We start from the raw sequence: 16,794 nt of genomic DNA, 5'->3' as shown, positions 1-16,794 counted from the left end.
TTGCATGATACCATTGAAAAGACAAAATTGATTAACATGAAAAAATATATTTCCATCTTCTCACTTGCATTGGTTTTAATAACAGGGTGCAGCAAGACTGATGATGAATTTTTAGACATACCGCCAACTTCGGTTATACCGGCAGATGTGGCGTTCTCCGATCCTGCCCTTGTGCTGGCAGTATTGGGAGATTTATATAACAGGCAACTTGATTTCTCAAGCCTGGACGGAGGTTGGTCAACTTTTGCAGATTTTAGCGAATCTTTCCCTTCAGATGCGGGCAGCTATAATATTGTACAAAGAACAGGCTGGAGTTATTCTGAGTGGCAGGTTAACTGGTTTGACAGCTATGCATATATCAAAGACCTGAACCTGTTTCTGCAAAGAGACAGCGCATCCACAGAATTGTCTGCCGGTGATAAAGCAAGGTTTATGGCAGAAGGCAGGTTTTTACGCGCCAATTTCTATTTTGAAATGGTAAAAAGAATGGGCGGTGTTCCGCTGGTATTGCAGCCACTTATTTATGATATTAGCAAGGGCGATGTGAGTGATCTTCAATACCCCAGGGCAAAAGAATCTGATATCTACGATTTTGTAATCAGCGAAGCTGAAGCTATTAAGAATGATCTGCCTGCTGATGTGAATGTAAAATCAAGGGCCACAAAAGCAGCAGCACTGGCTATGGAAGCAAGGGCTGCTTTATATGCAGGTTCTATTGCAAAATATGGCGCCAAAACACCACAGGTTTCATTGCCTGGCGGCGAAGTTGGAATTGAGGCCAGCAAAGCAAATGGTTATTATCAAATAGCTTTAAAAGCGGCGCAGGAAATTATAGATGGCAGCGCCGGCAGCTATAAATTATATGAAGTATTACCTAATCTTTCCGACAATTTCGCTTCTATATTTTTAGATAAAACCAGCGTAAACCAGGAAGCTATTTTCATAGAAGATTTTAAAGCAAATGGCGGAAAAACACATGGATTTACCACCAACGACCAGCCTTTCTCTTTTTCTGATGAAGGCGATGATGCCGGCCGTTTAAATCCTTCTTTAAATCTTGTTGAAGCATTTGAAAAGCTGGATAATACATATGCCCCTTTGCCAACAACAGATGCCAGCGGCAACTTTATTTACTACGATAACATACAGGATATTTTTGCCGGCCGCGATGCACGCCTTGCCGGTACCGTATTGCTGCCCAGCGCCGTATTTAAAACGGGCGTTGTGGATATATGGGCCGGTTATATTGAGCCGGATGGCACTATTACCACGAGCGATAATGCTGTAAACCAAAAGCCATTGCCGGGCACAACAACACCGGTGCAGGTTGTGGGCGCTGACGGCCCTGTAAACGGGCTTGCTTTACGTTCACAAACAGGTTTTTATATACGCAAATGGCTTGACCCAACGGTGGGTTCAGGCAGGCGCGGCCGTGGCAGTGATGTTGCATTTATACGCTATCGTTATGCAGAAGTTTTACTGAATGCCGCTGAGGCTGCTTTTGAGTTGGGCGATAATGCAACAGCCGCTAATTATATGAACCAGGTGCGCAAGAGGGCGGGCTTAACCATACCGCTTGCAGCCGGCGATATAACCTTCGACCGCATTGTGCATGAAAGAAGGGTGGAGCTTGCATTTGAAGGCCATTATTTTTATGATATGAAACGCTGGCGTTTGGCAAACGTAGTATGGAATGGCTCGCCAATGAGCAAGTCTGACCTTGTGAGCAACATTGGTTCTGCTACCAAAAAGAACACGCAACCCTGGGGTTTATGGCCTTATAAATTTTATAATCCGAATAGCGCTAATAACGGCAAATGGGTGTTTAAAGAAACCTTGCCAAGCACAGTTACCGGCAGCAACCTCTTCCAGCTTGGTAATTATTATTCACGCATTAATGATGATGTTATTGCCGCTAATCCAAAAATTGTAAGACAGCCAAATCAATAAGTAAAAGCAAAAAAAATTATTATGAAGACCATATCATATTTTTCTCTTATCCTATTGATGGTTGCAGCAAGTGCCTGCAGTAAAAAAGATAACTACGATCCTCCAAAGGAGCAGGTCAATGGAGCCATCCTGTATAAAGGCGACAGCATTTATCTTGAATATAACCGTGTGCCTTACCAGTTTTATCAATATGGTTTTGGCAAGGTAGGCCCTGTAGAGCAAACCTTTACGCAAAGTGGTGTAATAAGCTCTATATTGTTCAATGGCAGTTATAAGTTTATTGTGCCTAACGGGCAGGGGCCTTTCCTCTGGCCTAAAACAGCCGGCGGCGCACCGGATTCTTTAGATGTAACTGTTAGCGGCAGCCAGCAACTGAACATTGAAGTAACACCGTATTACATGGTGCGCAATGCCAGTATTTCAGCAGGTGGCGGCACTGTTTCAGGTACATGCAAAATTGAGAAGATAGTTACTGATGCCAATGCAAAAGATATTGAAAGCGTAACGCTGTACATTAATAAAACACAATTTGTTTCAGGTGCAAATAATATAGCCTCAGCAAGTGTTTCAGGCGCTGATATTACTAATCCTGACAATGTAAGTTTATCAGTAAGCATACCGGCTATAACGCCTGCACAGAATTATGTGTTTGCACGCATTGGTTTAAAAATAGCTGGCGTTGAAGACATGATATTCTCACCATTATTTAAGCTTAATTTCTAATAATGCAATTGCCAAAAACAAATGCATTTTAAAAAAGTTCTTTTATTAGTTAGCATAATGGGCTTTTACAAAGTGGTTGGTGCACAGTATGCGGATAGCATTCTGCATGCTGCGCCGGCCCCTTTATTCCGGGACCCCATAACAGACGGCGCTGCCGATCCTGTCGTTATATGGAACCGTGCAGAAAAGAGTTGGTGGATGTTGTATTCCCAACGCCGCGCCAATACAGAAGCGCCGGATGTTGCCTATTGTTATGGAAATGATATTGGCATCGCCTCCACAAAAGATCATGGGCAAACCTGGGTTTACCGCGGCACATTAAACCTTGAAATTGAAAAAGGCCGCAATACATTCTGGGCGCCTGATATTGTGTATGAGAATGGCATGTATCACATGTTTGTGGTGTATATACAAGGTGCAAGAATACATTGGGGCGGCAAAAAAAGAATGGCGCATTATACCAGCACCAATTTATGGGATTGGAAGTTCATTGATTTTTTAAAGCTTTCTTCTGAAGACGTGATTGACGCATCGCTGTGTAAAATGCCAAACGGCTTATGGCGTATGTGGTATAAAGATGATGCGAATAATGCCAGGATTATGTTGGCAGAAAGCAATGACCTGTACAAATGGAAGATGGTTAATCAGCCTGTCATCAGCGATAGCCGCCAGGAAGGGCCCAAGATATTTCAGTATGAAAATTATTACTGGATGCTTACCGATGAATGGCACGGCATGCGGGTATATCGTTCTAAGGATGGCGAAATATGGGAAAAACAAGGGCTGGTCTTAGATTCGGCATCATCACGGCGGGAAGACAAGCCAAGCGGTGCACATGGCGATGTAATTGTAGTGAATAATAAAGCCTATATTTTTTACTTCACGCACCCGGGAAGAATATCGCATGGCGAAGCGCCGGCAGGTGAAAATGGCATTATCCCTTTTAATTTGCGCAGATCGTCCATACAGGCGGCGCAGCTTGAATTTAAAAACGGGACGTTGGTTTGCGACAGGAATAAGCCTTTTGATTTCTGGCTGCCGGACGAATAAAGGAGTGAGGTTGTCAGACGCTTCAAAGCGTCAGGCCGGTAGCAGGCCAGAAAAAATAAATGGCTATGAAGAAAGTTTATAGCTGCACAACGATATGCTGATGACGGTAATGCGACTCCCGAAAATCGGAACAGGCCAACCGTGATGCCACCTGTTCATTAGCTGGTAACAAAATAAAAATCAAGCAACTTGAAAAGTTGCTTCTTATTCTATGCATCTGTGGCAATAAATAAAACATTATTAACATTGACGACTTTGAAAAACCAGTTTATTAGCGGATGAACAAATTTTTAAACATACTCTTTTTTAGCGTTCTTTTTTGTGCATGTAATTCAACACAGGAACAAACCTTAAAACTGAGTGTTGTAACATCTCCTTCCACAACTGCCACCAATGCTTTTTATGTAAGTAATAAGCAACCTTTACTGCCCCTGCATTTTATAAAATTACCTATTGGAAGTATAAAGCCTGAAGGCTGGGTATTAAAATATTTGCAATTGCAGCGTGATGGTTTAACCGGTCATCTTGGCGAAATAAGCGCGTGGCTGGAGAAGAAGAATAATGCATGGTTTAGCGGTAATGGTGAAGGTGATCATGGCTGGGAAGAAGTGCCTTACTGGCTGAAAGGCTACGGCGACCTGGGCTATATTTTGAATGACGACACTATTATCAATGAAACAAAAAGCTGGCTGGATAAAGTGTTTCAGAGCCAGCAGCCTGATGGTTATTTTGGGCCTAAAATAAGGCCTGATAAAGACGGGCATTTTGACCTGTGGCCAAATATGATCATGCTGTGGACAATGCAGTCTTTTTATGAATACAGCAAAGACCCGCGTGTTATTCCTTTCATGACGAAATATTTTAAATGGCAATCCATGCTGCCCGATAGCAATTTTTTGGAAACCTATTGGGAAAACAGCCGCGGCGGAGATAATCTTTACAGCATTTATTGGCTGTACAATCAAACCGGTGAAAAATGGCTGCTTGACCTTGCTACGAAAATTCACAATAACACTGCCAACTGGATGCAGCCCGATAATCTTCCCAACTGGCATAATGTAAACGTTGCACAATGTTTTCGCGAACCTGCCACTTATTATATGCAGGCAAAAGATTCATCTTTCTTACATGCCACTTACAACGATTTTAATTTAGTAAGAACATTATACGGGCAGGTGCCGGGCGGTATGTTTGGCGCTGATGAAAATGCACGTAAAGGTTATGATGATCCCCGCCAGGCAATTGAAACCTGTGGCCTTGTTGAACAGATGGCATCTGATGAAATTTTAACCGGCATTACCGGCGACCCGATATGGGCCGATAATGCTGAAGATGTTGCTTTCAATACCTATCCCGCTGCGGTTATGCCCGACTTTAAAGCACTGCGTTATTTAACTGCTCCGAATATGGTTATAAGCGACAGCAAGAACCATGCGCCAGGCATTCAGAACGAAGGGCCGTTTTTAATGATGAACCCTTTCAGCAGCCGTTGCTGCCAGCATAACCATGCACAGGGCTGGCCTTATTATGCAGAACATTTATGGATGGCAACGCCGGATAACGGTATTGCAGCCATCTTTTACAGCAGCAGTGAGGTTACTGCAAAAGTTGGTGAAGGCAATGATGTTACTCTAATACAAACAACTAATTATCCTTTTGATGAACATATAAAAATAGAAGTAAGCACTTCAAAAAATGCAAACTTCCCTTTGTACCTGCGCATACCGCATTGGTGCAATGATGCAACGGTGAGCATTAACGGGCAGGCTGTTAAGGCAGACAGTATGACTGCATCATCTTACGTACGGCTGGAAAATAACTGGAAAAATGGCGATGTTATTGAGTTAACCTTACCGATGCAGTTGAAATTGCAGGAATGGCAAAAGAATAAAAACAGTGTGAGCCTTTATTACGGCCCGCTTTCTTTCTCTTTAAAAATTGATGAAGATTATAAATTGGCCGACAGTAAAAAAAGCATTCAGTGGGATTCGAAATGGCAACCCGGTGCAGACCAGAGCAAATGGCCGGCGTATGATATTTATCCTGCAAGCGCCTGGAATTATGGCTTGTACTTAAATAAGCAACCGCTCGCCGGTCAGTTTAAGATTGTAAAGCGCCAGTGGCCTGCTGATAACTTTCCCTTCACGCCAAAATCAACGCCAATAGTAATTGAAGCAAAAGGGAAAATTATTCCCGGATGGACGATAGATAAATATGGTTTATGCGACACGCTGCCGCAAAGCCCCGTGGCCGTATCAACCAAAGAAGAAGCAATAGAATTAATTCCAATGGGCGCTGCGAGGTTACGCATATCAGCGTTTCCCGTGGTGGAATAACAGCCACTTTAAATCTCTCCAAAGAGGAGACTTTACAGAGCGGGAAATTGTAGAGTGTGTTATTTAAGCAAGTTCTTATAAAATATAAAAGCAAGTTGTAATAAAAGATTAATCCCCTGCCCATAGCAGGGCTAAGCCCCTTAGGGGTTTGGGGGGAGGCTTTTTCTCATAAGCAGTTGTTTAAAAGAGGGAAGAGCAGTAAATAAATTTTTAGTCGTAGAAATTTATTCTTCCCTCATTTTTTAAATGATGTAACGCGGCGAGGTACTTCATGGGTGCCGGCCGGTATTATAAACGATAAACCTTATTAATGAAAAAAGTTTTATTAGTAGCATTAGTTGTAGCGGGTAGTATTGGTATTGTGCAGGCTCAAAATGATGTCTGGCATATAGTGGGCGGAAAAATTAAATCGCCCTGGGCAGATAGCGTAACCACTGCCAGTGTTTTACCTGATTATCCACGCCCCCAACTGCAAAGGAATGGATGGCAAAACTTAAACGGTCTTTGGCAATACAGCATTTTGCCAAAAGCTGAAGGTGAGGTGATGCCATCCACTTTTCAGGGAAATATTTTAGTGCCGTTTTGCGTTGAATCTGCATTGTCCGGTGTTGGCAAAACAGTTGGTAAAGACAGCGTACTGTGGTATAAGACAACATTCAATATCAATTCAAAAACAAAAGGTAAAAAAGTATTGCTGCACTTCGGGGCTGTTGACTGGCGCGCCGATGTATATGTAAACGGCAATAAGGTTACAACACATGAAGGCGGCTTTGATCCCTTCAGCGTTGATATAACATCTGCTTTAAAGAAAGGCAGCAAACAGGAACTCGCTGTGCATGTGTGGGACCCTACCGATGAAGGCCCGCAGCCACGTGGCAAACAGGTGATAAACCCGCATGGTATCTGGTACACGCCAGTAACCGGTATATGGCAAACGGTTTGGCTGGAGACTGTTCCTGAAACTTATATTGTTTCAACCAAACAAACACCTGATCTTGATGCTAAAACCATTACAGTAACAACGGCGACAGAAAATTTATTGCCCGGTGATCTTATACATGTGAGCGCATGGAAAGGCAATGAAAAAGTGGCCGAACAATCAGGCACTGATGCAACCATTTCTTTGCCGGTTGATAACCCTGAAGCATGGTCGCCATCCAATCCTTTTTTATATGACCTGAAGGTTACAATTGAGCGTAAAGGCAAAGTTGTTGATGAAGTGAAAAGTTATTTTGCCATGCGTAAAATATCGGTTGCACCTGATGCAAAAGGTATTTTAAAAATGATGCTCAACAATAAATTCTTATTCCAGTTTGGCCCGCTCGACCAGGGCTGGTGGCCTGATGGTTTATATACCGCCCCAACAGATGCTGCTTTAAAATTCGATATAGAAAAAACAAAAGAAATGGGCTTTAATATGATACGCAAGCATATTAAAGTAGAGCCTGCACGCTGGTATTATTACTGCGACAGTATTGGTATGCTGGTATGGCAGGATATGCCAAGCGGTGATCTTGGCAACCGTTGGGAAAACAGGCCGGGTATTTTAGGCCGTGCAACAGATAAAGACCGCACACCTGAAAGCGAAGGTTATTACCGTAAAGAATGGAATGCGATAATTGATGCCTTATATAATTTTCCAAGCATTGTTTCATGGCAGCCGTTTAACGAAGCATGGGGACAATTTAAAACAGTTGAAATAACAGAATGGACGATGAAAAAAGACCCGTCAAGAATTGTGAACAGCGCAAGCGGCGGCAATTTTTATGTAACAGGCCATGTCATCGATTTGCATAATTATCCTGATCCTGCCATGCCGCGCCCTGAAGTGTTTGGTGCAAAGCAGGCATTGGTGCTGGGTGAATATGGCGGGCTTGGATTGCCTGTTGAAGGCCATCTATGGCAGGAGAAAAACTGGGGCTATCAAAGCTTTAAGGCAAGAGATAGTTTGTTCACCCGTTTTAGCGGCATGGACGACAGGCTTGCTGAATTAATTAAACATGGTTTATCGGCTGCGGTTTATACACAAACAACAGATGTGGAAGGTGAGATAAACGGTTTTATGACGTATGACAGGAAAGTGATGAAGATGCCAATTGACAAATTGAAAGCAGCGAACGAAAAATTATATACAATAACAGAATAGTGCAATGCACACAGGCCTGTAAGGTTTCAAAAGCCTTACAGGCCTTTATTATAAAGATTAAGCGAATTGAACGAGCATTAAGATTTAAAAATTTAATCCTGAAATGATGAAGAAATATCTATTACCGCTGTTAATGATTGTTGTTGCTGCATCGTGCGGGCAACAGGAAAACAAAAATGAAGAGGCGGGTACAACCACAAGCGATTCCACAAAAGAACGTGAAGTATGGAGCAAGGAAAAAGCAAATGACTGGTATGCAACAAAAGGCTGGCTGGCTGGCAGCAATTTCACGCCAAGCACTGCAATTAATCAGTTGGAATTCTGGCAGGCTGAAACGTTTGACACCGCTACAATCGACCGTGAACTGGGCTGGGCAGAAGGCATTGGTTTTAATGTAATGCGTGTGTTCTTGCATCACGTTGCGTGGCAGGTGGATAAGGAAGGTTTTAAGCAGAGGATGAATGAATATTTATCTATTGCTGATAAACATCACATCAGCACCATGTTTGTGTTTTTTGATGATTGCTGGGATTCAGTTTATCAGGCAGGCAAACAGCGTGAGCCAAAACCGGGCATACATAATTCAGGCTGGGTAAAAGATCCGGGCAAGTTGTATTATGAAGAACCTGCTTTAATTGATACATTGGAAATGTATGTGAAAGATGTACTGACAACTTTTAAAAATGATAAGCGCATTTTATTGTGGGATTTGTATAATGAACCGGGCAATTCAGGTTATGGCAACAAAAGCATGGTACTGCTCTCACAAGCATTTTCATGGGCCAGGCAGATTGATCCCGATCAGCCTTTATCTGCCGGTGTTTGGAAGCCTGACTTAACGGAACTGAATAAATTTCAACTGGAAAATTCTGATGTTATCACTTATCATAACTACAACAAAGAAGACGAGCATGCCAAAGTGATTGATTCATTAAAACAATATGGCCGCCCGCTTATTTGCACTGAATACATGGCACGCACAAGAGGCAGCCTGTTTAGTAATATTATGCCTTTGCTGAAGAAGGAAAATGTTGGCGCTATCAACTGGGGGCTGGTTGCAGGCAAAACAAACACCATGTATGCATGGGATACGCCAATGCCTGATGGTAAGGAACCAAAAGTTTGGTTTCATGATATATTCAGGAAAGATGGCACAGTATATAGCGAGGCTGAAATTAAGCTGATAAAATCATTAACGGGAGCGAAATAAGGCCTCACCTAAATCCTCTCCAAAGGAGGGGATTTGTGAGCCGCTAAAAAATTTTTAGTTCATAATATTAATCAACAACGTAAAAAATGAAATAAAACCTCCGCTATCAATGAATGATGCTTCTTGCGCAGAGGCATCCCTCTCCTTTGGAGAGGGAATGAGGGTGAGGTCTAAATTTATAAAGATGAGAGTACTAAAAATATTTATCCTTTTATTCTTTTCACAACAACTCTTTGCGCAGGTAACAAAAGCGCCGGCTTATCCTTTAATCACGCACAACCCATACTTCTGTGTATGGAGTTTTAGCGACGAGTTGAATGCATCGCCAACAAAACATTGGACGGGCACTAATCAATCGCTGATAGGTTTAATAAAAGTTGACAATAAAGTATATCGCTTTTTAGGCAAGGAAGAGAAAGCGCCTGAAACGATATTACCTGCTTCGGATGAAGCGGCTTACAATGTTAAATACACTGAAGAGTTGCCTGCTGAGGGCTGGATGAATGCATCATTTGATGATAGCAAATGGAAAACAGGTGCAGCGCCTTTCAGCGATAACGACAGGCAGGCAAAAACACTTTGGAAAAGCAATAACCTTTGGGTGCGCAGAACATTTACGTTGAATGCAATTCCCGACAGGAAATTATACCTGAAGTTGTTTCATGATGATAATGTGGAAGTTTACCTGAATGGTGAAAAGGTTTATAGCCGTAACGGGTGGAATAATACGGCTGAATATTTTGAAATGGATGATGCTGTTAAAAGCAAGTTGATAAAAGGAAATAATATTATCGCTATTCATGTTGCCAATACCGCCGGTGGGCAAGGTTTGGATTTTGGTTTAAGTGTTGATCCCAAACCTGATGCTTCACTTAACAGTATTGAGCTCGCTAAACAAACAGGCCTGGATATGAATGCAACACAAACCGCTTATACATTTACCTGCGGCGCTGTTGATCTTGATGTAACCTTTACTTCCCCATTATTAATAAACGACCTTGATATAATGACGAGGCCCGTTTCATATATATCATTCAAAACAAAATCCAATGATGGCGCACAGCATAATGTGCAATTGTATTTTGGTGCAACTACTGACCTGGCTGTAAATGTGCCTGCGCAGGCGGTAAATGCATCTCAATATAATAATGGCGGCCTTTCGTTGTTGAAAGCAGGCACTGTAGAACAACCCATCTTGCAAAAGAAAGGCGATAACCTTCGCATCGATTGGGGTTATGTTTACATAGCTGCCCCTTTGTCTTTAAAACCAAAACAAAGCATTACAACTATTGATGATGGCTTGAAAAATTTCGTGAGCAATACATCAGCAAAAAATATTTCAACCGGAAAACAATTAATGCTGAATACAGTTTTTCCTGCAGAAAAAGTGGGAACAACTGCAACAGAGAAATTGGTAATGGTTGGTTATGATGATTTGTATGCGGTTCAATATTTCCATCAAAATTTAAAATGCTGGTGGAAGTTAAAAGATGGTGTAACCATTGAAGGCGTATTGAATCAATCATACAAAGAATATAAAGATGTATTGGCAAAATGCGATGCTATAAATAATATGATATGGAATGATGCTGTGGCTGCCGGTGGCGAAACGTATGCAAAACTTTGCATCATGGCTTATCGTCAATCAATCGCTGCGCACGCTGTTACAAAAAGCCCTGATGGTGAAATTCTTTTCCTGTCAAAAGAAAACTTCAGCAATGGCTCCATCAATACGGTTGATATTACTTATCCATCAGCGCCTTTATATCTCGCCTATAATCCTGAATTAATAAAAGGAATGCTGAATGGCATTTTTTATTATACTGAAAGCGGCAACTTTAAAGAAGCTTATGCAGCACATGACCTTGGCACTTATCCAATCGCCAACGGCCAAACTTATGGCGAAGGAATGCCGGTGGAAGAAAGCGGTAACATGATTATTACAACTGCCGCACTTTGTAAAGCACAAGGCAATGCAGATTATGCAAAGAAGCATTGGAAAACATTAACGCAATGGGTTGATTTCTTAATGAAAGATGGTTTCGATCCGGCTAATCAATTATGCACAGATGATTTCGCTGGTCATCTTGCCCGCAATGCAAACCTTTCTGCAAAAGCAATTGTTGGCATTGCATGTTATGGCATGATGGCTGATATGCTGGGCGATAAAGCAACGGCTCAAAAATATACAGATACCGCAAAAGCAATGGCTTTGCGCTGGATGAAAATGGATGATGTTGGCGATCACTATGCTTTAACTTTTGATAAGGGCGATACCTGGAGCCAGAAGTATAATTTAGTTTGGGATAAAGTGCTTGATTTAAATCTTTTTCCACAGGAAGTTTATGATAAAGAGATCAGGTATTATCTCACCAAACAAAACAAATACGGTTTGCCTTTAGACAGCCGCAAGACTTATACGAAGAGTGATTGGATTATGTGGACTGCGGGTTTAACGAACAACAAAGCAGATTTTGATTTGCTTGTAAACCCCATCTATCGTTATGCAACAGAAACGCCAACACGTGTGCCTTTGAGCGACTGGCATGAGACAACAGATGGCAGGCAGGTTGGCTTCCAGGCACGCAGTGTTGTTGGCGGCTATTTTATGAAAGTGCTGAAAGATAAAATGGCGAAGTGAGCGGCGGGTTGTCATTGGTGTTGTAAAGCTTGAATCGTAAATCGTGAATGTTAGTTTGTATGATTAAGAATTGCATCTATAAATAAATATCAACTTCTAAAATAATCAGGCACCCGCTCTTAAACTATGTAATCAAACTTCAAAGCGGGGCATCCCTCTACATTTATGGAGAGGGACTGAGGGTGAGGGTATGAAAAAAATTGCATCCATTATACCGCTAATAATCATTGTTGCACTTGCATCATTTGTTATTCATAAAGACGAGCGCCCTTTGCCTGCAAAAGATTCATGTCCCAACATTATTATTATTCTTGCAGATGACCTTGGCTTTTCAGATATAGGTTGCTATGGCGGTGAAATCAATACGCCTAATCTCGATTATCTTGCTGCCAATGGTGTGCGTTTCAGCAATTTCTATAATACATCAAGATGTTGTCCAAGCCGTGCTTCGTTATTAACGGGTATGTATAATCATAATGCAGGCATTGGCGAAATGACGGAAGACAGGCATTTACCGGGTTATCGAGGTCACATTACAGACAGCGTTGCTACTATTGCGGAGCTGCTGAAACAGGCTGGTTACCACACGGCAATGTCTGGCAAATGGCATGTATCAAATACGGTGGAACAGTCAACAAAAGAAGATCAGTTAAAATGGCTGAATCATCAGTTGGATGCACCATTGTTTTCACCTATTGAACAATACCCGGTTAACCGTGGCTTTGAAAAATATTTTGGCAATATTTGGGGCGTGGTCGATTATTTTGATCCGTTCAGTTTAGTCAGCGGCTCCACGCCAATAAAAGAAGTGCCTAAAGATTATTATCATACCGATGCAATTAATGATACTGCAGTTGCTTATATAAAAGAATTAAGCAGCAGTAATAAACCTTTCTTTTTATACGTAGCGCAAACAGCGCCGCACTGGCCATTGATGGCCCCGGAAGAAGATATTCAAAAATATATAAGTACTTATACATCTGGCTGGGAAGCCGTGCGTGAAGCGCGGTATAATAAAATGGTAAAGATTGGATTGGTCGATCCAGGCAAAGCGCCGTTATCAGCAAGATGGGAAGATAGTTTGCATTGGAAAGATAATCCGCACAAAGACTGGGATGCAAGGGCTATGGCGGTGCACGCTGCTATGGTTGACCGTATTGACCAGGGAATTGGAAGAATCATTACTGCTTTAAAACAAACCAATCAATTAAACAACACGGTCATTATTTTTTTAAGTGATAATGGCGCCAGTGCAGAAGTAGCGGCTAATTACGGCCCTGGCTTCGACAGGCCTTCTGAAACAAGGGATGGTAAAACCATTCATTATGTAACGAATAAAGATATTATGCCCGGCCCTGAAACAACATATACTTCCATCGGGCCACGCTGGGCCAATGTTGCCAATACGCCTTACCGTTACTGGAAAGCCGAGTCATACGAAGGCGGCATTCACACGCCATTTATTGCCTTCTGGCCAAATGGATTGAAGTTAAAAAAAGGCAGCATCAATAAAGAGGTTTGTCATGTAATGGATATAATGCCCACCTGCCTTGAATTGGCAAAAGCAACTTATCCTGAAACCTATAACGGCCATGCAATCCTGCCTGTTCAGGGCATAAGCTTTTTACCTGTTTTGAAAGATGAAAAATATACCGGCCATGATGTTTTATGCAATGAACATTTTGGCGCAAAATATATACGAAAAGGAGAATGGAAACTGGTTGCAAAAAATAACGAGGCCTGGCATTTATATCACATAGCAGATGATGAAACAGAGATGAATGATCTTGCTGCAAAATATCCTGAAAAGGTGCGGCAGATGGATAGTGTATGGAAAATATGGGCTAATGCAAACCTCGTTTTTCCGAAGAAATGATCGGAGTCAATCGTGAATCGCCAAACGTGAATAGGTGTGCATGTAATTCAAAGATTGATTTTAATGCCTGGCAATCATTTTAATAAAAAATAAAACATAAAGAATAATATCAACTAAATAATCAAACGCCCGCTCTTGAATGATATAATGAAATTATGAATTGAGGCATCTCCCGGTATGTCGGGAGAACGGGGGTGAGGCCTAAACTTTTTTTGTATGTGTGATACAGACAGATTGCAAAGGCTTTTCCGGCAAATGCATCATGCAGACCCTCTTATAATACGTGCACCGGGAAGAATAAACCTTATCGGCGAGCATACGGATTATAACAATGGGTTTGTATTGCCGGCTGCCATTGATAAAGCCATTTATGTTGCAGTGAACAAACGCAGCGACAACAAGATTCATCTTTATGCGGAAGAATACAACGAAAATTATATTGCCGATATTGAAAAACTGCGGCAGCCTAAATTTAACTGGAGCAGTTACGTGCTTGGCGTTGTAGAGCAACTGGTAAAAAGAAATTATGCCGTTACAGGTTTTAATATAGTTATTGATGGTGATGTGCCTGTTGGTGCAGGCATGGCTTCTTCGGCGGCCATTGAATGCGCCACTGTTTTTGCTTTGAGTGAATTGTTTGATCTCGGCATAAGCAAACTTGATATGGTGATGATAGCGCAAAAAGCGGAGCAGGAATTTGTGGGTTTGCAATGCGGTATCATGGATATGTTTACCAGCATGTTTGGAAAAAAAGATCATGTAATATGTCTTGATTGCCGCTCTTATGAATATGAATATTTTCCTTTTAAACAGGATGGCGTTAAAATTGTTTTATTAAACAGCAGCATCAGGCATTCGCTTGCTTTTTCTGAATATAACAGCAGAAGAAAGGAGTGTGAGCAAGGCGTGGCATTGGTTCAGCAACATCATCCATACGTGCAAAGCCTGCGGGATGTAAATGCTGAAATGCTCGATAAATATGTTGCGCATGATAAAGTTGTATATAACCGCTGCCGCTTTGTTATAGAAGAAAATGAAAGATTGCTTGCAGGCTGCATTGATTTGCAGAACAACGATATTGCTGCTTTCGGTAAAAAGATGTATGCTACTCATAAAGGGTTAAGTAAATTGTTTGAAGTAAGCTGCACGGAGCTTGATATATTGGTTGATCTCGTTAAAAGCAATTCCGGTGTTATCGGGGCTCGTATGATGGGTGGAGGTTTTGGCGGCTGCACTATCAATATTGTAAAAGAAGATGCCGTGGAAGAACTGATTTATGATGTGCGGGAAGCATACAGGGAGAGAACAGGTTTTAATCTTGCCGCTTATGTGGCTTCAATAGAAGACGGCGCCTGCATAGCAGAAACCGCAACCAGCTTATATCATGAGTAGTGTAAAAAGATATTTGGTATGTTGCTTTTTTATTGCAGTTAATTATTGCAGCAATGCGCAGCCTGTAAAAGATTACAGGCCATTTATAAATTCGGTGTATAGCAACATCAACCGCTATTTTTATGATGCAGGCAATAAACTGTATTATGAAGAATGTGTGCAGGGCGAAAAACAAACGCACTCATTTTTATGGCCTTTATGTGCATTGATACAGGCCGCGAATGAAGCCTCAGTTATTAATCCTTCAGTAAATTATATTCAACCGGTGGTTGATGCTATCGATCAATATTATACCACTGCAACATCATTGCCTTCTTACCAGGCATCTGTTGTGAAAGAAAAAAAAGATGATGCTTTTTATGACGATAACCAATGGATAGCCATTGCTTACATAGACATTTATAATCGTGAGCATGAAAAGAAATACCTGGATGCTGCAGTGATGATATATGATTTTATGATGACAGGTTATGATAGTGCTGCCGGCGGCGGTTTATATTGGAAGTATGCAGATAAAACAACAAAAAATACCTGCTCTAACGGGCCGGGTATCCTGGTGGCATTGCAGTTGTATAAAATTACAAATGATAATAAATATTTACAAACAGCCCTTCAATTATACAATTGGGTGAATGCGCATTTGCAATCGCCGGATGGTTTGTATTATGATAACATAAAAATTCCTTCGCTTAAAATTGATTCGGCTAAATATACCTATAACACCGGCACCATGCTGCAATCGAATGTTTTGCTGTATAACATAACGCATGATAAAAAATATTTGCAACGTGCGGAAAGCATGGCTGCAGCGGCAACAAATTTTTTTTATAAAAATAATAAACTGCCAGGCCATTACTGGTTTAATGCAGTTATGCTGAGGGGTTATATAGAATTGTACAATGTTAATCATGATAAACAACTGCTTCATTTATGGTATAACGAAGCTGAAAGAATATGGCGTGATGAAAAAAACACTAATGGTTTATTAGGACATAATGCCAGGAAGAAAAGCCTTATTGACCAGGCGGCAATGGTGGAGGTTTATGCAAGGTTGCAGGCAGTGAATTGACGATAGTTCTTTGTGTATGTAAGAGCGGTTAATGACAAGAGATTTCTCCTGTCGTCGAAATGACGTTCAACGTGGTTGTGTTTATTTAGGTTCTTCGAACGTCATGCCGGGATAACGAGACATCTCCCGATTCTTTTGCAGTTTGAAATGATTTAAGAGATTTCTGTTTTAGCTGAATGACGTTGACGTTTGAAGTGATTATGTTTATTAAACTTTTCGAGCGTCGTGTTGAGGTGACGAGACATCTCTAAAAAATTCAGGTTGCATAAATGTATTGTCGCAACTGAAAACATAAATCTTCAGTCGCCATGAAAATATGCTGATGACGGTAATGCGACGCAACGAAGATGCCACCTGTTCTGTCGCTGGTAACATAATCATCATCAAAAAACAACGAAGTT

General features: G+C 41.4%; 10 protein-coding genes. All 10 read left to right on the top strand.

The genetic code is table 11. From position 1 onward, the window contains the following. The first annotated feature begins 36 nt into the window (after positions 1 to 36). The 10 genes from BM015_RS12510 (at position 37) to BM015_RS12465 (ending at position 16,393) form a co-directional block, all read left to right on the top strand. Positions 37 to 1,950, top strand: a complete 1,914-nt coding sequence (locus tag BM015_RS12510) for a RagB/SusD family nutrient uptake outer membrane protein (RefSeq protein WP_090658885.1) — start codon at positions 37 to 39, stop codon at positions 1,948 to 1,950. Positions 1,951 to 1,971: 21 nt separating this feature from the next. Further along, positions 1,972 to 2,673 carry a DUF3823 domain-containing protein gene (locus BM015_RS12505; RefSeq protein WP_090658883.1) on the top strand — a complete coding sequence of 234 codons (702 nt, stop codon included), beginning with the start codon at positions 1,972 to 1,974 and terminating at the stop codon, positions 2,671 to 2,673. Positions 2,674 to 2,730: 57 nt separating this feature from the next. After that, positions 2,731 to 3,723, top strand: a complete 993-nt coding sequence (locus tag BM015_RS12500) for a glycoside hydrolase family protein (RefSeq protein WP_090658881.1) — start codon at positions 2,731 to 2,733, stop codon at positions 3,721 to 3,723. Between the two features lie 278 nt (positions 3,724 to 4,001). Further along, on the top strand, positions 4,002 to 6,059 hold the full coding sequence (locus BM015_RS12495; protein ID WP_090658879.1) for a beta-L-arabinofuranosidase domain-containing protein: 2,058 nt from the start codon (positions 4,002 to 4,004) through the stop codon (positions 6,057 to 6,059). A 310-nt stretch (positions 6,060 to 6,369) separates the two neighbouring features. Continuing rightward, positions 6,370 to 8,205 (top strand): glycoside hydrolase family 2 protein, encoded by a 1,836-nt coding sequence (locus BM015_RS12490; RefSeq protein WP_090658876.1) that lies wholly within the window; start codon positions 6,370 to 6,372, stop codon positions 8,203 to 8,205. Positions 8,206 to 8,308: 103 nt separating this feature from the next. Next, complete coding sequence (locus BM015_RS12485; RefSeq protein WP_245751400.1) at positions 8,309 to 9,415, top strand: glycoside hydrolase family 2 TIM barrel-domain containing protein; 1,107 nt, start codon at positions 8,309 to 8,311, stop codon at positions 9,413 to 9,415. Between the two features lie 184 nt (positions 9,416 to 9,599). Continuing rightward, entirely contained in the window at positions 9,600 to 12,056 is a 2,457-nt protein-coding gene (locus BM015_RS12480) for a glutaminase family protein (protein WP_090659190.1), read from the top strand. Positions 12,057 to 12,246: 190 nt separating this feature from the next. Further along, positions 12,247 to 13,932: an arylsulfatase gene (locus BM015_RS12475; protein WP_090658872.1), complete on the top strand. Its 1,686-nt coding sequence runs from the start codon at positions 12,247 to 12,249 to the stop codon at positions 13,930 to 13,932. A 216-nt stretch (positions 13,933 to 14,148) separates the two neighbouring features. After that, the gene (galK, locus tag BM015_RS12470) at positions 14,149 to 15,324 is read left to right on the top strand and encodes a galactokinase (protein WP_090658871.1); all 1,176 of its coding nucleotides are present in this window, start codon (positions 14,149 to 14,151) and stop codon (positions 15,322 to 15,324) included. After that, positions 15,317 to 16,393 carry a glycoside hydrolase family 76 protein gene (locus tag BM015_RS12465; RefSeq protein WP_090658869.1) on the top strand — a complete coding sequence of 359 codons (1,077 nt, stop codon included), beginning with the start codon at positions 15,317 to 15,319 and terminating at the stop codon, positions 16,391 to 16,393. Before galK ends, BM015_RS12465 begins: the two co-directional genes overlap by 8 nt. Positions 16,394 to 16,794 lie beyond the last annotated feature (401 nt).

Source organism: Parafilimonas terrae (assembly GCF_900115755.1).
In the GTDB taxonomy this organism is placed as follows: Bacteria; Bacteroidota; Bacteroidia; order Chitinophagales; family Chitinophagaceae; genus Parafilimonas; species Parafilimonas terrae.
Note: the sequence above shows the minus strand (reverse complement) of the source record. Positions and strands in the feature narration are given on the sequence as shown.